Genomic DNA, 26480 nt, shown 5'->3' on the forward strand with positions numbered 1-26480 from the left:
CGCCAGAACGGGCGGAGAGATACCCATCTTTCCGCCCGCTTTTGTGTGTAGCAACGGCCATAAAAAAACGCCGCCTTCCCTGAAAAGGAAAGCGGCGTTTGAGAGCCTCTTATTGGACTCGAACCAACGACCTGCTCATTACGAATGAGCTGCTCTACCAACTGAGCTAAAGAGGCATTTCCGAACCAGCTAATCCGGTAGGGGCAGCAAAGATAGAAAGCCCACCGAACAACGTGCAAACCCTAGGGGTAATTTTTTACCAAACCCCGTATTTCAGCAGTCAAACCGTATTCATCACTCGTTACTCATCTATCCGCTATGCACTCTTCCACCTCAATTTCTTCTCTCGGCCAAGCAGTAGGCAGCGGCTTTGCCGGCGCATTGGTCCTGACTCTGGTACACGAAACCATGCGGCAAGTGCGCCCCATTGATGCGCCGCGCATGGATATTCTGGGTGAGCGAGGTTTGCGCAAGCTTCTGTTCAAAGCCAACGCTCCGCAACCCGATGCAGATACGGCCTATGGCCTTACCATGCTCGGCGACCTAGTGAGCAACGGGTTGTATTACAGCTTAGTAGGCACGGGCGCTGGGGTATGGTGGCGTGGTGCGGCCTTGGGCTTGGCTGCCGGCGTTGGGGGTGTGGTGCTGCCCGGGCCACTAGGCCTCGGCGACGGACCAAGCAACCGAACCACTCAAACCAAGGCCATGACGGTGGCATGGTACCTACTAGGCGGCTTAGTGGCCGCAAGCGTGTCGCAGCTCTGGAGTCGGCAGCTAGCTCGAGAGTAGATAACTGCAAAAATGCGTGCTCTGGTGCAGTAAGTAGGTTCGGGCCAAGTTGGGTACCTAGTAAATAGCAGGCACGTTGTGGCGTGAGGTTTCTTTGCCTATTTCTGATTTAAGAGCCTGAGAATTCTGATTTCCTCGGTTTCCGGCATCTTTGCGGTGTTATGATGAAACAACTGCGCAAGCTGCTGGTCCGCACACTGGGTTTTGAGCGCTACATCCGGCTAGTAAGTCGGGTGTACCTGCGGCTGGTAGAAGCGGGCTGGGGCCGCCAGAAGTACCCCGAGCTGTTTTTCCTGCAACAGATTATCAAGCCCGGATTTGTGTGCCTGGATATTGGCGCCAACCTGGGCTACTACTCCGTGGCCCTGTCTCGGCTGGCTGGCCCACAGGGGCAAGTGCTGGCCGTGGAGCCCATTCCGGATTTTCAGGCCATCTGGAAAGACAATGTGCAGCTGAGCGGCGTCCGGAACCTGACCTTGCTGCCCTATGCGCTTGGCGGCTCCGATACCATGGTACAAATGGGCACGCCGGAGCGCAATGGCCTGCTGCACCACGGCATGACCAAGGTGGCTGCCAGCAACCCCCATGAACACTATGCCCGCACCTACGAGGTGCCCATGCGCGTGCCCGATACGTTGTTTGCAAGCCTGCCCCGGCTTGATTTTGTGAAGTGCGATGTGGAAGGGTTTGAGCACGAAGTATTTCGCCACATGCAAGCCACGCTGCGCCGTTTCCGGCCCCTTATCCAGACGGAGCTCAATGGCTTGGAAAACCGCCGGGCCGTGACTTCCTTGCTGGCAGAGCTCGGCTATAAACCATTTGTGCTTTCCGAGCGTTTTGAGCTCATACCGTGTTCCGAAGCGCAGCTCACCAGCGCCGTTGCGGCCGATTTTTACTTTCAACCCACTTCATCGCCCTCTTCCTCTGAGCTTCGCTAATGGTTAAATTCCTGCTCATTCTGCTGGTTCTGTCCCTTATCATGCGCTTTGTGCTGCCCGTGATACTCCGGATAGTCGTCGGCAAACTGGTTAAGAAACAAGCACAGCGTTTTGGGCAGCAGTTTGGTGGCGCCCCCTTTGAAACCCCGCGTCCTGAGCCCCGCGCTTCAAGTGCCTCCAACACGGGCGAGGTAAACGTCGACTATGTCCCGCCCCGCCAGAAACCCAAAAAGCCAAAAGAGTTTACGGGTGGTGAGTACGTTGACTTTGAGGAGCTGAAATAGCCCCAGATCATAAAGAAAGAGCGGCTGTTGTTAGGAGGTGTACTCCGCGCAACAGCCGCTTTTGCATGGTACTAGCGTAGTTAAAAGCCGAAACCCATCCGGATACCGGTGCCGGCGCGCTTGCCTGACTGTAGGCTGGTGAAAAAGTCAATCCGGCCAAACTTAAGCACATGCTCTACGCCCACCCCCAGTTCCAGGTAGTGGTTGGCGGTAGGGGTAGTGAGATAGTTAAGCGAGGCCACTTCCTGCCAGTGCAGACGGCGCAGCAGTGGTACCTTGTTCAGCAAAAACCCATTGAAATGGTGGTTGTAGTGGGCTTCCAAAAACTGGTCCTGGGTACTAAAGCGGTAATAATCCAGCAGCTGAAACTTGGCGAAGTCCTCGGTGAGGTAAGTGCGGTTGCCGCTGAAGTGGCGGAAATCCATGAACGAGAGGCGCGGCGAACCCGGGAAGAAACCAGCCGCCACCCGATAATTGCTAGTGCCCAGCAGCCCCAAGCTTACGGAGTGCCGAATGCCGGCTTCCAGCAGGGTATAGCGCACATCGGACCCTAGTAGCCCACCTACCCCTTGCCGCCATGTGAACAGGAACGTGGGGTATTTGGAGCCTAAGTTGAACTTGCCATCGGGGCGGGTAATGTAGCGCTGGCCGGGCCGGAAGGAAGCCGTTAGCTCCGTGGTGAGGGCCTGATTACGGCCAAAGCTGGTACCGCCTGGTAGCTCGGCATTCACGGGGGCATTCGGGGTGAAAGCCTGGCCCTTTTGGTCTAGCAGCAACTTGTAGGTAGTGTTTTCCAGCTCATGGCGCGTGAAGTAGCTGGTTTTGGCTTCCACCGTCAGGCCATTCACCGGTTCCCACTCGTAGCCTAGTTGCACACCATCGCGGCGATAGAGTTTGGCATAATTGCGGTTTTCTAGCAGAGTGTAGTACGTGTTGATGAAGGGCGTAAGCTGGCTACCTGGGTCAAAGTTTTCAATAATACGACCAGCTCGGATGCTCACCCGGGAAAGCTTCACCGCATCCAGCTGCCAGGAGGCTGCCACGCTGGGGCTAAGCAGCTCGTTGCTGAAGCCGTAACGCAGGGCCGGCGTCACGGACCACATGCGCCGGTCGTCGGTGCGTTGGGTGTAGGTTGCCTCGGGGTTTACTACTAGCCCCTCTACCGTGTTATAGTTCAGAATGTTGAATACTGGGGCAATAAACCACTGGCGCTTCCGGAAGGTGTTGCTGTGCACATATCCGGTAACCAGCAGCTTTCCAGCCCCAATTTCATTGCGCTTGCGGTCCAACGAATCTTGGTAGGGCCGGGAGTTACGGATACCCTCGGTGCTGTCTTTTACTTGATAGTCCTTCTGCTCTTCCTCCGTAAGCGGCACTGGCCGGATGTCGGCCCAGTAGCTGGTGTCACGCTCATTCACGCCTTTTTCTACCAACATCACTTCGCCGCGCTTCATTTTACCTATGCTCAGGCCCGTGGTGTCGCGCGGCTCAGCCTGGCGGCTTTGGCGGCGCACCGCTTTGGTCAGGCCCGCTAGGTTGGGCTTCTGTTTCTTGACTTGGGCTACCGTTTCGCGGGTAACCGGCGCGTCATCCGGCGCGTCGGGGTTGGCAGCGGGGGCAGGGGTAGTGGGCGCCGGGCGGTTCGGGAAGGTGGGCGTAACCTTGTAGTTAGAGAGCATGGCCGTGATGTAGCCATTGCCCTTAAACCCAAACGCCGTGAAGCCCACCGTCACTTTCTGCGACTGCATCACCCATACATCGGAAGGGCCGGGCGCCGGCGAGAAAATCTGCTCAATGTGCAGGTTATCCACGTAGTCGAGCTGAGCGTCTTTGCTTAGGTCCAGCGCCACTGAGTGCAGGCGCCATGTGCCATCCACAATATAGATGTGGCCAGCAAACACCGGATCGGTGCGGCGGCGGGGCGTCACGCGTATCTTATGAATAAGAAGGGCGCCCTGGCGGGTGCTGCCCTCCAGCTCGTAGCGGTAAAACAACGGGGCGTTGGCCGCAATCGGCGACACAAAGCCCCGCTCCGAAAAGCCGCTTTTCAGTACATTCTGGTAGAAGTTGAGGCCCCGGCCCGCGCTGGCCCGGTTAAAGCTGATGCCCTTCGTGTCGCCGCTTACCCGGGAGGAAATCATGCGCTCCTGGACCACATTGGGCTGGCGGAAGCTCATTTCCGACACCGTTTCAGAGAGGTAAAAAATACCGGGCTTAATGTCGGGCCCTACTTTCACTAGGCCCAGAATCTTGCCTGGTACATCCGTAAAGCGGCCTAGGGTTTTGATGTAGGTGCGGGCTTTGAACGCGGCCACCTCGCGCTGGTGGTAGCGGCGCCACTGCATGGCCTGCTGCACAATAGCATAGGCCGGGTCTTTGTCAGTGGAGCGCACTACCACTTCGCGGAGCTGGTAGTTTTCCGGCGTCAGGGTTACGTTGAGGGTGGTGGCCGTGTCGCCGCCGGCTACGCGCAGCGTTTCGAGGCGCGGCTTAAAGCCCACGTACTGAAACACCAACTCGTAGGTGCCGGCCGGCAAGCGCAGCTGGTAGTTGCCTTGCTCATTGGAGGCGGTGCTGGTGGTGGTATTGCGAACGGCTACGTTGGCAAAAGCCAGCGGGGCGCCTTTTACATCCACAATACGCCCACGCACAATGCCTGCCTGGGCCACTGATGTCAGTACCGAAAAAAATAGAAATAGCGCGAGAGAATAACGGGGCATCTGGGGTAAAGTCACGAGGAGTTTCAAGATAGATGAAATACCGCCGCCAATGGTTGGTTTTGCGCTAAAAATGACACGCGGGTTACTTATGCAGGCACCTCTTCAGCGGCTCGCGGCGGTGCTACCACTCGGCGCTGGCGCAACAGATACCAGGTGTTTAGGCTCACACCCAGCAGCACCAGCGCCATCCCTAGGTAAGAGGGGAGCCCGAAGCTCTCCTCAAAAAATACGAAGCCCAGCCCCACCGCATACACAATGCCCAGGTAGTCGAGGCTGCTGATACTGGCCAGCGGCCCGGCTTGGTAGGCCTTGGTTTTGTAGAGCTGCGAAAGCTGCGTGAACACGCCCGTAAGTGCCAGCAAAGCCCATTCCTGCCAACCCAGCGGCGCCACCCAGTTCAGCCCGGTGTATAGGGCGCTGATGGGTACTACTACCAATTGCGAGTACAGCACGATCACCAAGGGGTGTTCTTGCCCGCCCATTTTCCGGATAGAGTTATAAGATAGCCCCGCGGCTATGGCCGAGGCAACCCCTAGCGCCAGCTGCAACGGCTCCACCCGCGTATCAACGCCCTTTACTACCACTACCCCCGCAAACGACACCAGAAAAAATAGCCATTGCCAGCCGGCTACTTTCTCCTTTACCAGAAAAATGCCCAGAATAGCCGTGAAAATAGGTGCCAGGTACTGTATGGTAACGGCCGTAGCGAGGGGCAGGGTTTGCAGCGTGTAGAAATACAGAATAATGGCCAGCGCCCCCGTAACACCGCGGGAAAGCAGATAAAACCGTTTGTCGGGCGTACTCCAGGGGCTTACCCGTTGCTGGCGCAAGGCACTGTAGCTAAAAAGCAAGGAAATTACCGAACGAAAAAAGATGATTTCGAGCGGAGGCAAGTGGTGCAGCAATTTCACGCTCACGTTCAGCAGGGCAAAAAATACCGTGCTCAACAGCATGTACCGTACACCCATACTGTTCTTCATGGAGAGGGCAGGGAAAGGTAGGAAACGGCGTAAGGCCTTTCTTAGGAAGCGGCCAGCGGATGTAGCTTGCGCGCCGTACTACCCCAAAAACCGGCCCGAACCCGAAATGTCACGCCTCGTAGTTCATTCCGGAATCAAGGGTAGCAACTGGTTGTTGACTTCTGATTGCCATTCTTTGTACAAGCCCCCTTCCCGCTTTTATGCAGGCGCCTAAAAAGAAATTCTATACCCCCGCCGAAGCCCTACTAAAAATTGCTGCTTTCTGCGCCTACCAAGAGCGCAACCAGAAGGAGGTGGAAAGCAAGCTACGTGAGTACGGCCTGGATGAGGACGAGGCCGGCGAAATTATCATTCGGCTCAGCCGCGAAAAGCTGCTGGATGAGGAGCGTTACGCCAAGGCGTATGTGCGCGGCCATCATCGCAACAAAAAATGGGGCCGCCGCCGCATTGTGCAAGAGCTAAAGCAAAAGGGTATTTCCGACTACTGCATCAAATCGGGGCTAAAGGAAATAGACGGCGACGAGTACTACCAGAACCTGGTGAACCTGCTGGAAAAAAAGGACCGGCTGGAAAAGGAGCGCAACCCCCGCATACGCCGCCAGAAAATTCAACTGTTTCTGATAAGCAAAGGCTACGAGCAGGACCTGGTAAAAATGGCGCTCGATGAGCTGGGCAAAGTGCCGGAGCCCGACGACGAGGACTAGCCTAGTGGTTGGAGCAAAGCCGGCAAGAGGTTTGCGCAACCAGAGGGCCTAGCGGCGGGCCGGTAGCTGCGGATTAACCAATTGCTGCGTGAGGATAACCTGGCGGCCCGTCATGGTTTCCAGCATGGGCCGCAGGATAAGCTCGGCGTTCTGCTGCGTCTGGGCCAGAATGCCCGACTGCAGGGCGGCCGTGCGCACGTTAGCCTCGGCGTATTTATAGCCGGCATCTACTAGCTCTGCATCCTGAAAAAAGCCGTTCTCGACGCTGAATACTTTGCTTTTGGAGTGGTCGACTTGCCAGGTGCAAAGCTCCGCCGGCGGCAAGGCCAGCCGCAGCACGGAGTCGCCCTCTAGCACCACATCCTGGGCGCGGACCTTGCGCAAATCGAGACAACCCACGGCGTGGCCGGCTACAATAAGGGCTACCTTGGCATCGGGCAGAAAGCGGTAGGTGCTTTTTTTGTACTCTACTACATCTTTAAATTGGTAGCGCACCAGCTCCATCCGGCCGAGCGCTTCTACCTTTTCAAGCACGGTGTTGTGCGTGACGGTGATGCGCGGGGCAGTGGAAAGCGGATTTTCGAGCTCTGCTAAAGCAGGCCGAACCTTCGTCCAGAGAAACCAGCCGAGGCCTACTAAAAATGCAAAGGGTAGTAAGCGACGCAGCAAATAGGGCATGTAGGGTAAGAAGCGAAAAATGGGAGAAGCGTACTCTAAAGACGAAGAGTAGGCTCGTAGCGTTGTGCTTTGCGCCGAGAAGCAACTGAAGAAGGGCTTCGCATGGTACTCATTTCTGCAGCCTTACGCAGTTCCAGCCCTATCTTTGTGGTTGATGCTAACAGTTGAACGTCTTCCGGCTCCTAGTGTAATAGCCACCCGCGAGATTGGCCCGGCGTGGCTGCGCACGTGGCACGTGTGGCTGTTGGGCGGGCTCTGGGTGCTGATGCAGGTATCTTTGCTATGGCAGCACCATGGCCCCCGGTACGTGAACGATAGTGGCCGGTACTTGGCCTACGGCACCCGCATTGCCCAGGAGTGGTACTTCGAGCACGACCATAACCTGCGTTACGTCGGCTATCCACTGTTTGTAAGTTTCTGGCTGAAGCTGGGCACGGGGTATTGGGGTATTGTGCTGGGCCAGATGGGGATTAGTGCTGTGGCAGCCCGCGCCTTTTACCAAACCATCCGTCGGCTCACTCCCGCTGCGGATGACTGGCGACCTGCCGCCCTGGCTACCGCCGCCCTGGTTGGCTGGCGCGATGCCCAGCAATTCAACGTGTATATCCTTACGGAGTCGTTATTTACTAGCCTCTCTATTTTGTCGTTTTGGGCTCTAGTACGCGCCCGGCGCGGCCCGGGCAGCCGCTGGCTGGCAGTTGGGCTGCTAGTGGTGCTGGCCGGCATTGTGCGCCCCAACGGATTTGTGGTGCCAGCTGCGGCGGTTGTAGCGGTGCTGGCCGGTTTGCGCCAACTTCCCGGCCGGAAGGCATATCATCAGGCCCTGCTGGCACTGGTGCTGCTGTCACCGGTGTGGTGGATTATCCTGAACAAGCTGCTGCTCACCTTCACGCTGGTTGAAACCTACCTGCGCGGAGAAATTATCTATGGCTATACGCCCTGGGTAGTGGAGCCCACCGAGCCAATGCTGTTCCCTCCCGATGGCTTGCCGCCGGTATTCCGCCTAGGGTATTTTATCTTGGCGAACCCCGTGTACTTTGCCAAACTAGCGGCTCTGAAAGGTGGACTGTTCTTCAGCTACGTTAAATTTTACTACTCCTGGACGCACAGCATCCTGATTGTGCTCTTCATTTATCCGTGCTACTGGCTGGCCTTGCGCGGACTGCGGACCAGTGCGGTATGGCTGCCGGCGCGGGTGTTCCTGGCCAGCATGATTTTGTTGCAGGGACTGGTAGTAATGATGACCGTAGAGGACTGGGACGTACGCTTTCTGCTGCCTCTGCTACCGTGCGTATTTGCGTTGGCTGGGTTAGGTGTAGGGCAGTGGCTAACCCAACGCCAACGGCAAGTCCCGGCGCAGGTAGCTTCCTAGGATTCAAAACCAGCCCAAGCCTGCAACCCGCCTGTGTGTACTGCCACTACCGTGCTTCCTACCGCAAAGTAGCCCCGCGCCATAAGGTCCAGAATACCCCACATCATTTTGCTGGTGTAAATAGGATCGAGCAGTACGTTGTGCCGTTGTTGAAACTCCTGAATAAATACCCGCAGCTCCGGGCTCAGGCGGGCATAGCCGCCGCCGTGGTAGTCGGTGCGGAGTTGCCAGTTCGGGAAGGTGTGGCCAGCCGCCTGCTGCGTCAGTTCTTGCACGTCTTGGCGCAGAAAGTCGGCTCCTTTTAGCGCCGCAAACCCCAGCGCTTGCCGCTGGCCATTGAGGCCCAGTATCAGGCCTGCTAGGGTGCCGCCAGTGCCACAGGCCACGCACAACGTATCAAAATCAGTTAGGGCCAGCAACTCGGGCACCAGTTCCGCGCAGCCCGGTAGCGCCAGGGCGTTGGTGCCGCCTTCGGGTAAGATATAAGCCGGGCCGGTTTCGTGCAGCAAGGCACCTAGTACCTCGGGGTCGTGCTTGCGCCGATAGGTAATGCGGTCTACAAAGTGTAGCTCCATGCCATCGGCGCGAGCCTGGGCCAAGGTTGGGTTAAGCGGTTTATCACGCAGCTCTTCACCTCGCACAACACCTACCGTGCGCAGGCCGGTGAGGCGGCCAGCAGCGGCTACCGCCGCCACATGGTTAGAGTACGCACCCCCAAACGTAAGCAGCGTGTTGTGGCCCATGCGCTGCGCTTCCTGCAAATTATACTTCAGCTTGCGCCACTTATTGCCAGGCAGCTCAGGATGATTTAAATCGTCGCGCAGCAGCAGAAGCCGTACGCCGGCCTGAAGGGCGATGGACTCCTGAAGCTCCTGCAGTACCATGGCAAACAACGAGGGATGAGAAGAATGATAGGCGCATTGTATTGTGAAAAAGCACCGCACGTTTCTGCTGCCCAAGCCCTAAACTAACGGCTTACTGACAGCAGAAACATGCGGTGCTTTTTTGCCGGATAACGGGTAAAGCCCGAAAGGAACCTAGCGCGTTAGGCTGCCAGCAGCGTGTCCTGTATAGAGTGAGGCTCCGGGCGGTGCTTGATGGCATAAAACAGCGCAACCAATAAGCCCGCAACTAGCAGAATCGATGAAACCAGAGAAATCGTGTTGCCGAGGGCGTATTCGCTAGGCTCAAACTTAAACTCAATGGTGTGTGCGCCGGCCGGCACGGGCAATGCGCGGAGTACATAGTTGGCGCGCAGGTAGGGCACTTTTTTGCCATCAAGGTAGGCATTCCAGCCATCGGCGTAGTAAATCTCCGAAAACACTACCAGGCCATCCTGCGCCGCATTGGCCCGGTACGTTAGCGCGTCGGGCGAGTACTTGGTCAGGGCAATGTTGGAACCGGCCGTTGCGTACGTGGTTTTGGGCACGGAGAATTTCGAGGCGTCAATTACGGCGGTAGTAGCCGTATTCAGCTTGGTTAGGGCGTTTATTTCCTGATCGGGGTTCTGCACCTTCTGGACTTCACTTACAAACCACGCGTTACCTAGGGCGCCGGGATTACGCTGCACCTGTTCCGGCTGGCCTTGCTGGCCGGGCATGATGATATAGCGGGTGTTCAGCATGTTAATCACCTGCGTATTGTTCTGCATAATCTGCCGCTCAATCAGGTCTTGGTAGCGGCGCAGCTTGGCCCCGTGGTAGCCGCCAATGCTCTTATGGAAGTAGGAGGTATTGGCTTCATTAAAGGGGCTTTGCAGATTCAGTACCCGGTAGCTCAGGTCCTTGTCCTGCAGAATTTGCTGGTCTGCTGCCGAGGGTACAAACTGCTCGGCCACGGTTTCCCGCTGGAAGTTGTCGTTGTTGAGGTAGCGCTTATCCACACTCCACAAATCAACCAGCGTGAGCAAGCCTACCAACGCAGCCGCTGAGCCAGCTGAGAGCTTGCGTTGCAGGAAAAACCACAGCACTGCGCCAGCGGCAGCTATAAAGGCCAGGGAGCGGAATACATCCGTGCGCAGCAACGAGGCCCGGTCAGCCCGGATGGCATCCAGGGGGAATCCCTGCTGCTGCAACTGGGCATCAATCGGCGCCGCATAATCGGCCACCAAACCCGCCAGGAAAGCCAAAGCGCACAGTCCGGCCGTGATGCCCAGGGCCCGCAGCACCTGCTGCTTCATGGCCGCGGTATCCGGATGATCGGCAGAAGGGCCGGCTAAGGCAGCAAGACTAGGGTGTGAACTAGCCCCAACAGGTGTGGTAGTTGGGGCGGCGCGTAGTACCCGGGCCAATGCCAGCACGGCCAGCAGCGGCATGGCCAGCTGCGCAATTACCAGGGCCATACTCACCGAGCGGAACTTGTTGTAGCCCGGAAAGTAATCGAACATCAAGTAGTTGAAGGTCTCGAAGTTCTTGCCCCAGGCCAGCACAATGGAAAGCAGCGTGCCAACCAACAGCCAGATGCGGGTACGCCGATCTGCCACCAGCAAGCCCAGCACAAACAGGAAGCACACCACTGCGCCCACGTACACCGGACCGCTGGTAATGGGTTGGTCGCCCCAGTAGGTAGGCATCTGCGCCAGATAATCGGTGAGCTGCACGGGTGGCACGCCGGCGGCCGCCAGGGCCTTTCCGGTTTCTGAGTTTTCGCTGAGCTTCATCTGGGAAGCGCCGCCGTAGAAGTTCGGGATGAGCAACGTGGCGGTTTCGCCCACGCCGTAGCTCCAGCCAAAGGCATAGTCCCGATCAAGGCCCGAGCCCACCACATCATCGGAGGAAGCCGCGGGCTGGCCCGCCGACGCGGGAGCCGGCGTCGTCAGCTCCGATTTGCCGCGGATGCTGTACTTGCCATATTCCACCGTTGTGTACAGGCGGCCAAAGCTTACGCCCACCGCCAGCACCGCTGCCAGTGCCAGCAAGGCCGTGCGGGTAAAGAAGTCGGGCAAGCGCTTTTCGCGGAAAGCAAACACCAACTCTACTACCCCAAAAATCAGCACCAACAGCAGCAGGTAATAAGTTATCTGAAGGTGATTGGAACGCACGTTCATGGCCAGTCCCAAGGCAAAGAGTGCCGTCCCCAGCCACTTATTTCGCCGAAACGTGACCAGCAACCCCGCCAGCACCAGCGGTGCATAGGCCAATGAAAGGCTTTTGGTATTGTGGCCGGCCGCCAGAATAATAAGGTTGTAGCTAGTGAAACCCAACGCTACGGCGCCTACCACACTTACTAGCGGCGAGAGGCCTAGGGCAATGCAGAGGGCATAGCCGCACACCAACGCCAGAAACAGGTTAGCTACTACTGCTGGCAGGCCCAGCGTAAAGAGCTTGTGCAGGTAAATGCTCAGGTCGCCGGGAAAGCGGGTACTGATCAGGTAAGTAGGCATGCCGGAGAACATGGAGTTCGTCCAGAGGGCTTCCTGGCCAGTTTGCTCCCGGTACTGAGCTGCTTCGTGGGCACCACCGTTAAACTGCACGATGTCGTGCTGGGCTAGCGTTTTGCCATCAAACAGGATGGGAGAGAAGTAGACGGCGGCCAGCACCAAGAAAAATAGGACGGCAAGCAGGTGCGGAAGCACCCGGCGCCAGAGCGGCGCAGTGGCCGGACGGAGTGGAGTTGTCATTCGGCTTAAAACAAGTCGGAAAACCATCTGCCCCGAGCTTTTAACCCGGCCAGACAGCCCGAAGGTATCCGTTTTTAGGCGTTTATTGGTTGTGGCCGGCGCCGGAACGAAAGATTATACAGCACCACCGACAGCAAGATAACGCCATAGGCAGCCATTTGGATGGTAGTGGCCCGCTCCCCGAAATACAGAAACGCTAGCACGAAGCTCACCACCGGGTTCAGGTACATCAGGATACCCACCGTGCCCGAAGGCAGCACATTCAGGGCATATAAATTCAGAAAAAGCGGCAGCACCGTGAAGCCGGCGCTCAACAAGCCTGCTACCAGCAGCAGGTGCGTATCCTGAAAACCTGCCACAGGTTCCGCGCCCAACAGCGGCGCCAAGGGCAGAATAAGCAGCGCCGCCAGCAAGAGTTGGGCCGTCAGGAGTACTAGCCTATCATAGCCCTGCAACCTCCGCTGACTGATGAGGTACGCCGCATACGTGGATGCTACCACTAAGCTCATCAAGAGGGTCTTAACTTCGCCGACCCCTAGTAGCACGCAGCTTAGGGCACTGAGGCCAATAGCCAGCCATTGGTTGGGGCGCAGTGTTTCTTTGAGTACGACAAAGCCGAGCAAAGCCGTCAGGATGGGGCAGATAAGATAGGCAAAGGAGCCGGCCTGCACGCTTACCTGGTTGACTACATAGATAAAGAGCAGCCAGTTAGAAGTAAGCAATATGCCGCCCAGGCCCGTGCTGAACGCAACCCCGCGCCGTTCGGCGGCTGGTGCTGCCTGCCACTGGGCCCACAAGGCCCGCACGGCATCTCGGCGCCCTAGGCCATGAATGAGTACCAACAGCAGCAGGGAAAGCAGAATGCGGAAAAAGAGAATCTGGCCGCTGGCGTAGCCGGCCAGCCAGCGTAACGGAATCGGGAAAAAGCCCCAAACAAGAAAAGCCGCTAGGGCGGCCAGGTGATGACGCGAAAGTTTCAAAATCGGAAAGAGTACTAGTAATTGCACAAAGATACCGCGCCGCTGTTTCTTCGCTTGTACTATTCGCGGCCTTCAGCGGTTTGCGGTCCTGCGGGGCCTAGTGTCCGTGGCTTCCTCCTGCCGTACCTTTGCCCTGCTATGCTTCAGTTCTCTGATCTGGCTGCCCTCACGGGCGGCACCTTGCTTCAACTGCCGGCGTCGGCGGCCCCCGTTCATCGCCTGCTCCTCGACAGTCGGCAGGTATCTACCCCCGCGGGCAGCGTGTTTTTTGCCCTGCGCGGCCCGCAGCACGACGGACACCGCTACCTACCGGAGCTTTACCAGGCTGGTGTACGGCTGTTTGTGGTGTCGGAGGTAGGTAGTATTCCGGGTGGGGTAAGTGCCTTTCCAGAAGCGGGTTTTCTGGTGGTGCCCGATGCGCTGGCGGCTCTGCAATCCATAGCTGCCCATCATCGGCGCCGTTTTCATCTGCCGGTGTTTGGTATTACAGGCTCCAATGGCAAAACCATTGTAAAGGAGTGGCTGGCCCAGCTACTAAGCCCCGATGAGCTGATCTGCAAAAGTCCGCGCTCTTATAACTCGCAGGTAGGCGTACCCTTGAGCGTGTGGGAGTTGAACGAAACGCACACCCTAGGCATTTTTGAAGCTGGCATTTCGGAGCCCGGCGAGATGGAAAAGCTGGCCCGCATCATTCAGCCTACCCTCGGCATCTTCACCAACCTAGGTACCGCCCATGATGCCGGCTTTACTTCTCACATGGAGAAGGTAACCGAAAAAATGCGGCTGTTCGAAGGCATCGAAACGCTTTTCTACTGCGCCGACCATGCTCTGATCCACGCCGCTGCTCGTCAGCAACTGCTCCCTCAGCGCACCACACTGTATGCCTGGACGCGCCAGCGCGCCCGTTACGATGCCCAGGAGGCTGATTTACTAGTAATAGTGCACGATGCTTCCGCCGAGCGCACGGTAGTGCGGGTGGAGCGGGCACGGCCCCGGCCGCAGGAGTTTACGTTCACGCTGCCGTTTGCCGATGAGCCCTCGGTGGAGAATGCCTTACATGGCCTGGCCGTACTACTATGGCGCCAAGTAGCGCCCGCCGAAATTCAGCACCGCCTCGACCGCCTGCAGCCAGTGGCCATGCGCCTGGAAATGAAGCAGGCTCTCAACGACTGCTACGTCCTCGACGACACCTATAATAATGATCTGGCCGGCCTGCGTCTCGCCCTCGATGCCCTCACGCGCCAGCCCCGCCGCGGCCGCCGTACCCTTATTTTGTCCGATGTGCTGGAATCGGGCCTGTCGGGGGCGGAGCTGTACGCCCGCACGGCGGCCCTGCTGCCTGCCCACGGCGTCGACCGCCTGATAGGTATTGGCCCCGATATCAGTCAGTTTGCCGCTAGTTTCACTGGCCTTGCCACGTCCTTTTACCCCAATACTGAAGCTTTTCTGGCCGATTTCCAACCCGACCAGTTTCGGCACGAAACCATCCTAGTAAAAGGGGCACGTCGTTATGGCTTCGAGCGAATTGTAGCCGCGTTTCAGCAGAAAATCCACGGTACCGTGCTGGAAGTCAACCTCGATGCGCTGGTGCATAACCTCAACTTTTACCGCCGCCGCCTGCAGCCTGAGGTAAAGCTAATGGTGATGGTAAAAGCCTTTGCCTACGGTAGCGGCTCCTATGAGGTCGCCAATCTGCTCCAGTTTCATCGGGTCGACTACCTGGCGGTGGCCTATGCCGACGAAGGCGTAGAGCTGCGCCAACACGGCATCAGCCTGCCGATAATGGTGATGAACCCCTCGCCGGATGCCTTTCAGAAGCTGCGCCAGTACCACCTGGAGCCGGAAATCTACTCCTTTGAGCGCCTGCACGACTACCTTGCTGCCGCCCGCCAGCAGGCTATGCCGGCTATCCACCTGAAGCTTGACACGGGCATGCGGCGCCTAGGGTTTGCGGAAGAAGATTTGCCGGAGCTGTGCCAGACCTTGCGCGAGAATGCGGCCCTAGTGCGCGTAGCCAGCGCCCTCACGCACTTAGCCGGCGCCGATGAAGCGCAGCACAACGACTTTTCCCGCCAGCAGCTAGCCGCTTTTCAGCGCATGACGCCGCAGCTGGAATCCACCCTCGGCTACCCCATCCTGCAACATGCGCTTAACTCCGCCGGCATTGTGCGCTTTCCCGAGGCGCAGCATAATATGGTGCGCCTCGGCATTGGGCTATATGGGGTAGAAGCCAGTGGCCAAGAACAAGATGCCCTTAAGCCCGTGAGTACGTTGCGCACCACCATATCCCAAATCAAAACATTGCCTGCCGGCGCTACCGTAGGCTATGGCCGGCGCGGGCAGGCTGCCACCCACGAGCGGCGTATTGCCACGCTGGCCATTGGCTACGCCGACGGCTACGACCGGCGCTTTGGCAATGGGGTGGGAGAGGTGATAATTCGGGGGCAGCGCGCGCCGTTGGTGGGCAATGTGTGCATGGATATGTGCATGGTAGATGTAACCAACATCCCGGCGGCCCAGGCCGGCGACGCTGCTACGGTGTTTGGTGAACTACTACCCCTCACGGAGCTGGCAACCCGCATTGGTACCATTCCCTACGAGCTGCTGACCAACGTGAGTGAGCGGGTGAAGCGGGTGTTTGTGGCAGAATAAGCGGCAGATATTAACATTACGTGATATTCTTCGTACCTCTGCCCACAACCAACTCCCCCATTCCTATGAAAAAGCAACTGTTTTCCCTGCTCGCGGCCACTGCGCTGCTAGCCTCCTGCTCCGATTTGAAAAAGCCGGAAGAAAAAGACCAGCTTCAGGAAGCCACTGCCGATACGGCTGTGGTAGCCCGTGATGGTCAGACGGTAGCCGATGCCACCGAAAACGCAGCCGATAAAGCCGGAGCTGCGGTGAGCAGCGCCTGGGACATGACCAAAGCCAAGCTCGCCGACGTGAAGCTGGAAGAAATTGATCTGCCCGAAGTGAGCGTGCGAGGCGATGACACTTACAACGTATACGGTCTCGAAGAAAAGGTGCTTTTCGACACGGATAAAGCCGAAATCAAATCCACCGCTACGCGGGCTCTGTCGGAAATCAGCGCATCTATTGCGCGTCGCTACCGTGGCAAGGAGGTGCAAGTGATGGGATTCGCTGACTCCCGCGGCGACAAGAGCTACAACCGGGAACTCAGCGCCAAGCGTGCTGCCGCCGTGAAAGACTGGTTGGTGAAAAACGGCCAAGTAGCTGCCGATAAAGTAAGCATCGAGCCCATGGGCGAAAGCGCTCCGGCTGCCTCTAATGCTACTGCTGCCGGCCGCCAGGAAAACCGCCGGGTAGAAATTGCCGTGCGTAAGTAGTTTGTAGGCCTAATGCGTTCAATGAAGTAGCATCGAATGCACTAGGCCTCCCTGAGGTGTAAACCTGCTTGACAGCAAAAAGCCCGCTTAACCATTGTTTAAGCGGGCTTTTTGTTAGCAGTAAGGCTACGTAACCGTATCCGAACAATCCGATGAATCTGTGATTAGTCTTTAATCTGGTCTACTTCTGCCCGGATCATGGCGTTGTAGCGCATGCCGTTGTTCGCAAGCGTAATTAGGCTCCAGCCCCGGCCAATAGTGTAGTTCCAGGTACGGGCTTCCTTGAATTCGAACGTGGGTCGCAGAATCTGGCCGTAGGGAGTGTAGTTATCCATGAAGTTGGTGGTGTAGAACTTGTCACCACTCACAATCCATTCCATGGCTACGAAGAATCCTTCAACCGGCGCTTCAATGTTGTACTGGGTCAGATCTACGGTGTACCACTCTCCGCCTTTGGGGGCCGAAACCACAATGTTTTCGGTGAGCAAGTCGGAGTTCGGCGAGTTGTAGTTACCGTCGGCTTTGTAAAGGCGCACGCGGAAAGGCTCCCGGGGGAAGCCGTTCTCACCAATGTAGAACGACACCGAGCGGACGTTGCCTAGCTTTTTGCCTTTGTCATTCTTCACGAAGAATGCATACTGGCTGCCAGGCATACCCTGAATCATACCTTCACCCGGCGTATTCGACTTCGAGCCCAAGGCCAGGTCTTTCACCTTGCCGCCCTGGATCTTAACTTCTTTCAGCTCGATAGCACGCTTGGGCACTTCAATGATCATGTCTTGCACCTTAATGCCGGGCTTGATCAGAACCGCTTTCTTGAAATAGCCGAGTGCCACAACCATCAGGGAGTCCTGAGGGTTTTTCTCGGGCATGGCCAACTGGAAGTAGCCGTACTCGTTGGTTAGAGCACCGGTTTGCTCTTCCTTCAGCCCGATAGAGGCAAACGGAATAGGTTCTTTCGTCTTTTCATCGACGATCCGGCCCGATATTTTATTCTCCTGAGCAAACACCAGTGCTGGCAGAAGTAAAGCCGAGAAGATAAGGGTGAGTACGCGTTTGAGCATATGCAGGCAGACTAATGTATATGCCAAAATTACAATGAAAATGGGCATCACAAGCAAGTCATCCCAGAATATTTATAATGATGCAATTTGATTTCGGAATAGTTACAAATCAAATACTTAACTGTTGAGTAAGACAACGAAAGCGCTGTTTGCGAATTTTGGCTGAAACATAAAAGGGTGGTACCTTTGTTTGAAGTAAATCTAAATAACCCCACCCGTGTCCAAGCAATCTGCCCCTTCCCCCATATCGGTCACGCCCCGGAGCGTGAAAGACCTCCAGTTGGGGGAAAGCGGTACTATTTGCTGCCTGAAAGATCCGGAGATGGCACTTAAGCTGCTGGAAATGGGTTGCATTCCGGGCACGCAGGTGCGCCTGAATAGCCGTGCGCCACTAGGTTGCCCCATCACGGTAGTGGTAGGCGACATGGCAGATTACACCTTATCGTTGCGGGTTAGTGAAGCAGCGACGATCCTTCTGAAATAACACGAGTACATGGCAGGCGGGCAACTACTTTCCGGCCGAGCCGGCGCGGGGGTATCAGTAGCCCGTTTAGAAAGCGTCGCTCAGCGTCATCCAGGAGACCTCACGCGCATAGCGCTGGTAGGCAATCCAAACTCTGGCAAATCTTCGCTATTCAACCAGCTGACAGGCCTGAACCAGAAGGTCGGCAACTTTCCGGGCGTAACCGTCGACCGCAAAACGGGCATCAGCCAGCTCACCTCGCAGCACCGAGCTGAGATTATTGACCTGCCCGGCACATATTCGCTCTACCCCAAAAGCCTCGACGAAAAGGTAATTACGGACCTGTTCTACGACCAGACCAGCTCCCAGTATCCTGACTTTGTGGTGGTAACCGTTGACGCCAGCAACCTACGGCGTAACTTGCTGCTGTTTACACAGCTAGCCGACATGGGCTTGCCCACGGTGCTGGCGCTGAACATGATGGATGTGGCTGAGCAGCACGGAATAAAAATTGACGTGCCTGCGCTACAAGAGGAGTTGGGGGTGCCTATCATTCCGATGAATGCGCGCAAAGGCGTAGGCATTGCAGCCCTCAAAATTGTGATGGCGCAGACGCTGGATGCGCCCACCGCTAATTTCTATCAGCCGGACGAAGAGCTGCTGCCCATGATCCGGCAGATCCGCTACTACTTCAACCTGCATAACGACTATCTGGCGCTGCACTACGCGCACCAGTACCGCCATATCAGTTTCCTGTCGCCTGATGACCGGGCGTATATTCAGGAACTGACCGAGCAGTATGGCTTTGAGCCTACCGCGCGCCAGGCCCAAGAAACCATTGACCGCTACGGGCGCATCAACGAGATTCTGCTGAACTGTGTCTCGGTAACCCGCACAGAGAAAAACGAGCCGTACAGCAACCGGCTTGATCGGGTGCTGACGCACAAGATCTGGGGCTACCTCATTTTCTTCGGCGTCCTGTTCCTGATGTTTCAGGCGGTGTTTGCCTGGGCCAGCTACCCCATGGAGCTGATTGACCAAGGTGTTGCTTGGATCAACAGCCTCATCCAAACCAACTTTGATGGGCCGCTGATCAACCTGCTTACTGAAGGCGTACTGGCCGGCTTGGGCGGGGTACTTATCTTCATTCCGCAGATTGCCCTGCTCTTTGCCTTTATTGCGGTGCTTGAGGAGACTGGCTACATGGCCCGGGTTACCTTCATGATGGACCGCATTATGCGGCGGTTCGGGCTGAACGGTAAAAGCATAGTGCCGCTTATTTCGGGGGTGGCCTGTGCCGTGCCGGCCATTATGAGTGCCCGTACTATCGAAAACCGCAAGGACCGGCTCATTACCATCTTCGTTACACCGCTTATGTCGTGCTCCGCTCGCATTCCGGTGTACACGGTGCTTATTGCGCTGGTGGTGCCCGACGAACCGGTACTAGGCGTATTTAACCTGCGCGGCGTGGCCCTGATGGGGCTGTACCTGCTGGGCTTTTTTGCGGCTATTTTATCAGCGTGGGCCATGAAGCTGCTGATGAAAACTACGGAGCGGAGCTACTTTATTATGGAGTTTCCGGTGTACCGCTGGCCGCGCTGGAAAAACGTGGGTATCACCATCGTGGAGAAGGTGAAAGCCTTTGTATTTCAGGCGGGTAAAGTTATTCTGGCCATTTCTATCATCCTGTGGGTTCTGGCTTCATACGGCCCACCCGGCGCCCTCGATAAAGCCGAAACCCAGGCCCGAGCTACTGCTACCACCCAAGGACTCACGGCCGCCCAAACCGAATCTCGGGTGGCTTCGGAGCGCCTAGAAAACTCGTACGCTGGCATGTTTGGTCACGTGCTGGAGCCGGCTATCCGGCCGTTGGGCTTCGACTGGAAGATTGGCATCTCGCTGATAACCTCGTTTGCTGCGCGGGAGGTGTTTGTGGGCACTATGTCCACGATTTACAGCGTGGGCCAGGATGCCGATCAGCAGACGGTGCAGGAGAAGCTGGCAGCTGAAAAAGACGCCGATGGAAATCCGTTTTTTACACCAGCCAGAGCGTTTTCACTGCTGGTATTCTACGTGTTTGCCATGCAGTGCATGAGCACGCTAGCTGCCACCTACCGCGAAACCAAAGGCTGGAAATGGCCCTTACTTCAGCTATTCTACATGACAGGCCTGGCCTACGTATCTTCGTTGCTGGTGTACCAGATCATGAAGTAAGACAGGCTAGTAGCTAGTCAGAAGCGGCGTCTATCGTTTAGTCCACTGGGCCAAACAATAGACGCCGCTTTCAATGTATCTATAAGCTGTTTCAGGCACTTGATCTGACCGGTTCTCCTCTCTGAATAGGAGGCAGGCCAAGGGCGAGATGCCTGCCAAAATAACTAGGTAAGCAGTTTGTTAGCCAGCTATAAACTTCTCTATTTAGAGAATGAGGCGACCCGTGCAAGGGTGGAGACAGTATATAGCAGTGCAGGTCGTACAAGCAGGTAGAGCACAGCGCTTATTACCACTAGTATAGCGCCGATACCCGTTGGCAACACTCCGCCAAAGGTAAACGTCATGCCTAGGACAAACCCTAGCAGACACTCAGCCCGATACAGCGGGAAAAAGAAGGCGAGGAAGAAAATTGTCAACAGCAGATACCCCGCTAGATCAGTGTAGTTGAACGTAAACAAGATAGAAATCAGAATCCCAAAGAGTAAGGCGCCAACGAACCCGTATACTATCTGGCGCTGGTAGGGTAGGGGCTGCGTATGCTGCTGTTGGGAGTGCCGAATCCGCTGATGCAGGCGATACAGCAGCAACCAGGTTAGCAGCGGCACTATGAGCCCGCCCCACCAATTAGAAACCGAAGGCAGGTCTTTATCGGCGAGAAGATGATGGCTGGGCACCCCGCCATGAAAATAACTCCACGCCAACAGAGACCAACTCCCTACCAGGACGAGGGCGGTACAATAGATACGAACCTGAGTAAAGGAGTTTTCATCCAGTATACCTGCTTTCATATAGGCTGTATATGTAGTTGACGTGTATCCGACCACTCACAGTCATTATGGGGGCAGGGCCTATCAGACGTTGCCTCACTGCAGGAGAGGGGGCTTGGGGATGAGGCAATTACCAACATCCGACCCTACATTCCTAATGCCGATATAACGTACTTACTTGCCGAGTAGAAACACGGCAGGTTGCTTGTGCAGCTCCGGGAGCGGGGCCTTTTTCCAACCGGCTACCGTATCAGTCCGGATGTACTCATGTTCGGCTGTGAGGCTGGCCGCTACGCACAGGCGGGTGCCTGCGTGCAGTGTGCTAAGCAGGTCTTCCAGCAACTGCATGTTGCGGTAAGGCGTCTCGATGAACAGTTGCGTTTGGTGTTGCTGCAGAGCTTGTTGCTCCAGCTTTTTCAGCGCTGCCACACGTTTGGCCCGCTCAATGGGTAGGTAGCCATGAAACGCAAAGCTTTGCCCATTCATGCCCGATGCCATCAGTGCCAGCAGCAAGCTACTAGGTCCTACTAGCGGCACAACCCGCACCCCAAGCTGGTGGGCGCGCCGCGCCAACTCTGCCCCTGGATCAGCAATGCCGGGGCAGCCGGCTTCCGAAATTACCCCCGCGTTCTGGCCGTTGACGATCGGCTCCAGTGCCGCCTGAATCTGAGCTTCGGTGCTGTCCTTATCAATGACGCTGATACGGAGCTCCTCAATGACATGCTGCGGCGCCACGCTTTTAATAAAGCGCCGGGCCGTGCGGGCATTTTCTACCAGAAAATACGACAGGCCCGCGACCTGCCCAGCTACTTGTGGCGGTAACACTTGCGCCGCCGTGTCATCGGCCAGAATGGTGGGAATGAGGTAAAGCGTGCCTTTCAAGGAGTGCGAGGGTTATGCAAAGGAAGGAGGAAGAAAAGTAGTGCTAGGTTAGCCCTGGCTGGCAAAGGCATGCACCAATTCAAATACTTCATCGGGCTTTTCGGCGTGCACCCAGTGGCCGGCATCCACTATGGTTTCCACCTGCGAGTTAGGAAACAGGGTAGGGATACTGTAGAGCTTATCCTCTGCCGTGATGTAGTCTGATTTGCCGCCCCGGATAAAAAGAGCAGGCTTCAGGAAAGGCTGTTCGGCCGTTATTTCCTCGCCAATATCTTCCATCTCGGCCGTCAGAGCGGCCAGGTTGGGGCGCCAGGCAAAGCTGTTATCGTCGCGGCGGTACAGGTTTTTGAGCAGGAATTGCCGCACGGCGGGCTGCCGGATGTGTTGGGCTAGGGCGTCATCGGCTTGTTGCCGACTCTCAAGCGTAGCCAGAGGTACCGCGTTTAGGCCCGCCAGAATATCATCCTGATGGTTCATATCGGAAAAGCGCGGGGCAATATCCACGACTACTAATTTGCCCAGGCGCTGGGGAAGGTCGAGAGCGAAGCGCATGGCTACTTTGCCGCCCATGCTGTGGCCCAACAGCGTGGTATCGGAGCCCAGCTGTAGCTCGTTAAATAGCCCCAGCACATCCTCACTCATGAGCTGATAGGTGTGCTCGGGTGCGTGAGGCGAGCGGCCATGGTTGCGTAGGTCGGCAATGATGACGCGGTAGCCAGCATCGGCCCAGCGGCGAGCCAGCGTCTGCCAGTTATCAAGCGTACCAAACAGACCGTGGAGAATAACCAGTGGGGCGCCTTGCCCCATTTCGCGGAAGTGTAGTTGCAGCATAACGGGGGCAAAGATGGGAAGTTTAGGCCTAGCAAGCTCTGTCCGGCAGGTTCAGTGCCTTGCGTGGCCTAGGTGCTCAGGCCGCTCCTTGTTCCTTACGCCCGGGCCGCTGGTAGCGTTACCGATAGGGTAGTGCCGTGGCCGGGAGTACTTTCTATGCGCATGGTTCCGTCTTGTCGCTGCACAAAAGCCCGGCACAGCATCAGGCCCAGGCCCGTGCCGGACCTGGGGCCGCGGGCCGGGTGTGTAGCGGCCTCTGGCGTGAGAAGCAGCTCTATCTGCTCCGGCGACATGCCAGTGCCCGTATCCGTTATCTGGAATTGAACGCCGCCACTAGGTGCTGGGTGGGCGCAAAGCCGGATGGTGCCACCTGGCGGTGTAAACTTTAAGGCATTACCTACAATGTTGCGCAGAATGGTCTGGGTCATGTGCGCATCGGCCCACACGGCTGCCTTCGGATCTGCTGCCAGCTGAATGGTAAGCTGTTTGGCTTCGGCCGAAGTAGAGTAGAGTTCAGCCGTTTGCTTGAGCAGATCCGCCGCTAACAGTGGCTCAGGGTAATAAGCCAGTTCGCCGGTCTGGCTTACTGCCCAGCTCAGCAGGTTGTCCAGGAGGTGGTTGAGCTGGTAAGCCGACTGGCGCACTAGGTCGGGGAGGCGGCGCAAGCCCTGCTCGTCGCCTTGCTTTAGGTAAAAGTCAATGAGCTCGGTAACGCCTGCAAAGGAAGTAACCGGGCCCCGCAAATCGTGCGCAATAATGGCGTAGAGGCGGTCTTTGGAGGCCGAGAGTTGCCGCAGTTCCTGGGTAGCTGCTTCCAGCGCTTGGTGGTTGGAGGCTAACGCGGCCCGGCTACGGCGCAGCTTGGCGTAGAGTAGCGCCATGCCGCCAAGCCCCAGCAACAAAGCCGCAATAGCGCCCCACAGCGCCCTGGTGCGTTGCTGTGAGGCGAAGCTGCGTTCCGTCAGCCGCCTAATCTGATTTTCCTTGTCTGCGGTTTCGTAGCGGGTTTGCAGCGCCGTGAGGGTTTGCAGGCGGGAGCGGCTGTTAAGGCTGTCATTTAGGTCTCGGAACCGAAGCTGCCACTTATACGCCTGCTCATGCCGGCCACGGGTGAAGTTGATTTCGGCCAGCAGGTTATAGGCATCAAGAGCCAGTTCTTGGTAATTGCTTTGGCGCGCGAGCTGCAAGGCCCGGTGGGTTAGTGCTTCGGCTTCGGTTAGCTTATTTCGAAGCACCAGCACCGTGGCCAACAGCTCCAGGTGTCCGGCCTCGAAACGGGGGCTTTTTAGCGGCTCTACCAAGGTTATGGCCTGACGGATAAGGCCTTCGGCCGTATCTAGCTGGTTCATGCGCATATAAAACGACCCCAAATCAGCCATATATAGCGTTTCGCCCACTTGGTCGCCACTGCGGCGGGCCAACTGCAAGGCTCGCCTTGTGTACGTCAGGCCTTCCTGATGACGCTTTAGGTAAAAGTACAGACTGCCTAGGTTGCCAAACAGCAATAACTGCGTGCGCACTTGTACTCCGGGCCGATACACTTGTGCCAAGGCTCGTTTGTAATTCAGGAGGGCCGCCGTTGTGTCCTTGCGCTCATGATGCACGCCGCCCATGCCGGTATAGCTGCGCACAATTCCATCAGTATTTTGCAGGTGGCGGGCTAGCTGCAAGGCTTCCTGCTGCAATTGCAGGGCGTGTGGGCCATCGGCTAGGTTGGCGTAGCAGCTGGCAAGGGTGAGCAGGCTTTGAAGGAGGCTTTTCTGGTCGGGGAGCTGCCGTGCCAGCGCCACACTTTCCTCGCCGTAGATAAGGGCGCGGGTGGGGGCGTCATCGTGCAGCAAATAGCAAAGCGCCGTCAGGAGCCGTACCCGACCGGTATCGGCAGACTGGGTCTTTAGTTGGCGCAGCAGGGTAGCGGGCGTGACCTCGGGGGCCGCCCTTGCCTTCCAGGCGCAGCAGACAAGCAAACAGACAAGCAACAAACGTCGCATGAGCAACGGAAAGGCAATAGGCGATAGCCGCGCTTATAAGAGCAACGGTAGAGAGACAAGGACGCGGTTGGGAATATGGAAAGCGTAATTACCAAATATAGAGGAGACTTGTGCCTTCTGAACAGGATAAATAAGCAGTTCAACGAGTTGAAAAGGCCGTTGAGCCTAAAATACTTACAAATGCACCCCCTATGCCCAGCAAAACCACCGTTGCCGATGCTCCAAGGGCGTGTTGCGCAGGAACTCGGCTACAGGACCTAACTTGGTCAAAAGAGACGTAAGCGTTAGTACTTCGCCCGTACGCAAATGCAGCTTCAGGTACTCATAATGGCTCCAAAACAGCCTCGGCGACTTGCAGGTAACGTACTCAACCCGCACTAAGTCGCTTTTAGCGAAAGGGATGCGTACCCGGCCCTCATATACCTCCAAGGTGTTCTGCTTGGGGTCGAAGACCAGGGTAGTAGTCAGGTTACGCGCATAGTACTGGCTGTGGAGTACGAAAGCGGGCATCGAAAACCCTAGTATCACGGCGGCTAGGGCCGAAAGTAATACCAGCTCGAAGCTGGCCAAACTGGTTGCGTAGAAGAAAGACCCTAGGAAAGGCAGCCCCACTCCCAGGCACAGCAACGGCCAGAACAGCAAAGCAAACTGCCGCAGAAACGTAGGCCGATACACCCGGCTTTTGCGGGTGAAAAAGCCCGTTACAATGCGCAGGCTGACAACCATAACGGTAATGGCGGCCGCTGCTTCCAGCAGCGGCCGCAAGAATGGCAACAACTTCATTGGAAAGGCTTACTGGACCAGAATCCAGGGCTCACCGGCCTGGTGCTCGCGCAGCCGCCCAAATGATTCCAGGGCTAGGCCGTGCGCTTCAAAAACGGCCTGCACTTCTGCGCGACCAGCAGGATCTACGCAAACGAGCAAGCCGCCTGAAGTTTGCGGGTCGCAGAGCCAGTGACGCTGCTCATCGGTGATGGTGCCTACCTTGTGGCCATACGAATCCCAGTTGCGCACCGTACCGCCCGGAATGGCTTTTTGGGCTCGGTATTCTTCGGCTTCCTGAATCAGAGGGACGTTGCTGAACTCGACCTCAGCCGTGAGGTTACTACCCTCGCATACCTCGGAAAGGTGACCAAGCAATCCAAATCCCGTAACATCGGTCATGGCCCGCACGGCGCTAAGCTGGCCCAGTTCCTGCCCGATTTTGTTGAGCTGCATCATGTAGCCGGGCGCCAGCTGCTCGTGTTCGGGGCGCAGAATGCCGCGCTTCTGCGAGGTTGTGAGCATCCCGACCCCTAGGGGTTTGGTTAGGTACAACTCGCAGCCTGCGGTGGCGGTGTCGTTCTGCTTCAGGTTGCGGATATCGAGTAAGCCCGTTACGGCCAGCCCGAAAATGGGCTCTGGGGAGTCAATGCTGTGGCCGCCGGCCAGCGGAATACCGGCTTCGGCGCAAATGCTGCGGCTGCCTTCAATTACGCGGCGGGCTACTTCCGGGGCCAGCTTATCAATGGGCCAACCTAGCACCGCAATGGCCATGACGGGGCGCCCCCCCATAGCGTACACGTCGCTGATGGCGTTGGCCGAGGCAATGCGCCCGAAATCGTAGGCATCATCTACGATGGGCATGAAAAAGTCGGTGGTGCTGATCAGGGCCTGGCCGCCCCCAATATCGTACACGGCCGCGTCGTCGCGGGAGGAGTTGCCTACCAGTAGCTTCTCATCGTGCGGTTGCGGAATGCTGGTGTGCAGAATCTGATCCAGGACTTTGGGCGCTATTTTGCAGCCGCAGCCGGCGCCGTGGCTGTACTGGGTAAGGCGAATCTGGTCGGTGGCGGGGTCAGGAGCGAGAGACATAAG

21 protein-coding genes and 1 tRNA gene are annotated in these 26480 nt (G+C 56.9%); 9 read left to right on the forward strand and 13 right to left on the reverse strand.

The genetic code is table 11. The annotated features are described in order from the left end of the window. Positions 1 to 103: 103 nt before the first annotated feature. Positions 104 to 176, reverse strand: a tRNA-Thr gene (locus ACYVHC_RS17280). 142 nt (positions 177 to 318) lie between these two features. Between ACYVHC_RS17280 and ACYVHC_RS17285 the strand changes: the two genes are divergently transcribed. The 3 genes from ACYVHC_RS17285 to ACYVHC_RS17295 all read left to right on the forward strand — a co-directional run bounded on the left by ACYVHC_RS17285 (position 319) and on the right by ACYVHC_RS17295 (position 2011). Then, the gene (locus ACYVHC_RS17285; RefSeq protein ID WP_460615041.1) at positions 319 to 789 is read left to right on the forward strand and encodes a hypothetical protein; all 471 of its coding nucleotides are present in this window, start codon (positions 319 to 321) and stop codon (positions 787 to 789) included. Between the two features lie 161 nt (positions 790 to 950). Continuing rightward, entirely contained in the window at positions 951 to 1727 is a 777-nt protein-coding gene (locus ACYVHC_RS17290; protein ID WP_460615042.1) for a class I SAM-dependent methyltransferase, read from the forward strand. Next, positions 1727 to 2011, forward strand: a complete 285-nt coding sequence (locus ACYVHC_RS17295; protein ID WP_460615043.1) for a DUF4834 family protein — start codon at positions 1727 to 1729, stop codon at positions 2009 to 2011. The genes ACYVHC_RS17290 and ACYVHC_RS17295 overlap by 1 nt, the downstream gene beginning before the upstream one ends. An 80-nt stretch (positions 2012 to 2091) precedes the next feature. Here ACYVHC_RS17295 and ACYVHC_RS17300 read toward each other — a convergent pair whose 3' ends face one another. Continuing rightward, complete coding sequence (locus tag ACYVHC_RS17300) at positions 2092 to 4731, reverse strand: DUF5686 and carboxypeptidase regulatory-like domain-containing protein (protein WP_460615044.1); 2640 nt, start codon at positions 4729 to 4731, stop codon at positions 2092 to 2094. 86 nt (positions 4732 to 4817) lie between these two features. Next, positions 4818 to 5711 carry a DMT family transporter gene (locus ACYVHC_RS17305; RefSeq protein ID WP_460615045.1) on the reverse strand — a complete coding sequence of 298 codons (894 nt, stop codon included), beginning with the start codon at positions 5709 to 5711 and terminating at the stop codon, positions 4818 to 4820. Between the two features lie 200 nt (positions 5712 to 5911). Here ACYVHC_RS17305 and ACYVHC_RS17310 point away from each other — a divergent pair, with 200 nt between their 5' ends. Next, positions 5912 to 6415, forward strand: a complete 504-nt coding sequence (locus ACYVHC_RS17310; RefSeq protein WP_460615046.1) for a regulatory protein RecX — start codon at positions 5912 to 5914, stop codon at positions 6413 to 6415. A gap of 48 nt (positions 6416 to 6463) precedes the next feature. On the opposite strand, the gene ACYVHC_RS17315 is transcribed toward ACYVHC_RS17310, so the two are convergent. Then, positions 6464 to 7093: a DUF4230 domain-containing protein gene (locus ACYVHC_RS17315; protein WP_460615047.1), complete on the reverse strand. Its 630-nt coding sequence runs from the start codon at positions 7091 to 7093 to the stop codon at positions 6464 to 6466. Between the two features lie 154 nt (positions 7094 to 7247). Here ACYVHC_RS17315 and ACYVHC_RS17320 point away from each other — a divergent pair, with 154 nt between their 5' ends. Beyond that, positions 7248 to 8465 carry a hypothetical protein gene (locus ACYVHC_RS17320; RefSeq protein ID WP_460615048.1) on the forward strand — a complete coding sequence of 406 codons (1218 nt, stop codon included), beginning with the start codon at positions 7248 to 7250 and terminating at the stop codon, positions 8463 to 8465. On the opposite strand, the gene ACYVHC_RS17325 is transcribed toward ACYVHC_RS17320, so the two are convergent. From ACYVHC_RS17325 to ACYVHC_RS17335, 3 genes are all read right to left on the reverse strand, one after another. Further along, on the reverse strand, positions 8462 to 9349 hold the full coding sequence (locus ACYVHC_RS17325; protein ID WP_460615049.1) for a 1-aminocyclopropane-1-carboxylate deaminase/D-cysteine desulfhydrase: 888 nt from the start codon (positions 9347 to 9349) through the stop codon (positions 8462 to 8464). The two genes, ACYVHC_RS17320 and ACYVHC_RS17325, sit on opposite strands and share 4 nt — an antisense overlap. A 161-nt stretch (positions 9350 to 9510) precedes the next feature. Continuing rightward, positions 9511 to 12084, reverse strand: a complete 2574-nt coding sequence (locus ACYVHC_RS17330; RefSeq protein ID WP_460615050.1) for a YfhO family protein — start codon at positions 12082 to 12084, stop codon at positions 9511 to 9513. A gap of 74 nt (positions 12085 to 12158) precedes the next feature. Then, positions 12159 to 13064 (reverse strand): EamA family transporter, encoded by a 906-nt coding sequence (locus tag ACYVHC_RS17335; RefSeq protein ID WP_460615051.1) that lies wholly within the window; start codon positions 13062 to 13064, stop codon positions 12159 to 12161. 138 nt (positions 13065 to 13202) lie between these two features. Between ACYVHC_RS17335 and ACYVHC_RS17340 the strand changes: the two genes are divergently transcribed. Together ACYVHC_RS17340 and ACYVHC_RS17345 are read left to right on the forward strand one after the other, a co-directional pair. After that, a complete protein-coding gene (locus tag ACYVHC_RS17340) occupies positions 13203 to 15716 on the forward strand; it encodes a bifunctional UDP-N-acetylmuramoyl-tripeptide:D-alanyl-D-alanine ligase/alanine racemase (protein ID WP_460615052.1) in 2514 nt (837 codons plus the stop codon). A gap of 65 nt (positions 15717 to 15781) precedes the next feature. After that, positions 15782 to 16411 carry an OmpA family protein gene (locus ACYVHC_RS17345; protein WP_460615053.1) on the forward strand — a complete coding sequence of 210 codons (630 nt, stop codon included), beginning with the start codon at positions 15782 to 15784 and terminating at the stop codon, positions 16409 to 16411. A gap of 164 nt (positions 16412 to 16575) precedes the next feature. Here the strand turns inward: ACYVHC_RS17345 and ACYVHC_RS17350 are convergent, their stop codons facing one another. Then, a complete protein-coding gene (locus tag ACYVHC_RS17350; RefSeq protein ID WP_460615054.1) occupies positions 16576 to 17475 on the reverse strand; it encodes a carboxypeptidase-like regulatory domain-containing protein in 900 nt (299 codons plus the stop codon). Between the two features lie 217 nt (positions 17476 to 17692). Between ACYVHC_RS17350 and ACYVHC_RS17355 the strand changes: the two genes are divergently transcribed. Both ACYVHC_RS17355 and feoB read left to right on the forward strand, forming a co-directional pair. Next, complete coding sequence (locus ACYVHC_RS17355) at positions 17693 to 17959, forward strand: FeoA family protein (protein ID WP_460615055.1); 267 nt, start codon at positions 17693 to 17695, stop codon at positions 17957 to 17959. A gap of 9 nt (positions 17960 to 17968) precedes the next feature. Further along, positions 17969 to 20152 carry a ferrous iron transporter B gene (gene feoB / locus ACYVHC_RS17360; protein ID WP_460615056.1) on the forward strand — a complete coding sequence of 728 codons (2184 nt, stop codon included), beginning with the start codon at positions 17969 to 17971 and terminating at the stop codon, positions 20150 to 20152. 941 nt (positions 20153 to 21093) lie between these two features. Here the strand turns inward: feoB and ACYVHC_RS17365 are convergent. From ACYVHC_RS17365 to selD, 5 genes are all read right to left on the reverse strand, one after another. Next, positions 21094 to 21801, reverse strand: a complete 708-nt coding sequence (locus ACYVHC_RS17365; RefSeq protein ID WP_460615057.1) for an SAM-dependent methyltransferase — start codon at positions 21799 to 21801, stop codon at positions 21094 to 21096. Positions 21802 to 21849: 48 nt separating this feature from the next. Then, positions 21850 to 22632 carry an alpha/beta fold hydrolase gene (locus ACYVHC_RS17370; protein WP_460615058.1) on the reverse strand — a complete coding sequence of 261 codons (783 nt, stop codon included), beginning with the start codon at positions 22630 to 22632 and terminating at the stop codon, positions 21850 to 21852. 95 nt (positions 22633 to 22727) lie between these two features. Further along, positions 22728 to 24623: a sensor histidine kinase gene (locus ACYVHC_RS17375; RefSeq protein ID WP_460615059.1), complete on the reverse strand. Its 1896-nt coding sequence runs from the start codon at positions 24621 to 24623 to the stop codon at positions 22728 to 22730. Positions 24624 to 24812: 189 nt separating this feature from the next. Further along, a complete protein-coding gene (locus tag ACYVHC_RS17380; RefSeq protein WP_460615060.1) occupies positions 24813 to 25406 on the reverse strand; it encodes a hypothetical protein in 594 nt (197 codons plus the stop codon). Between the two features lie 9 nt (positions 25407 to 25415). Beyond that, complete coding sequence (gene selD, locus ACYVHC_RS17385; protein WP_460615061.1) at positions 25416 to 26477, reverse strand: selenide, water dikinase; 1062 nt, start codon at positions 26475 to 26477, stop codon at positions 25416 to 25418. Positions 26478 to 26480 lie beyond the last annotated feature (3 nt).

This window comes from Hymenobacter seoulensis (assembly GCF_054780535.1).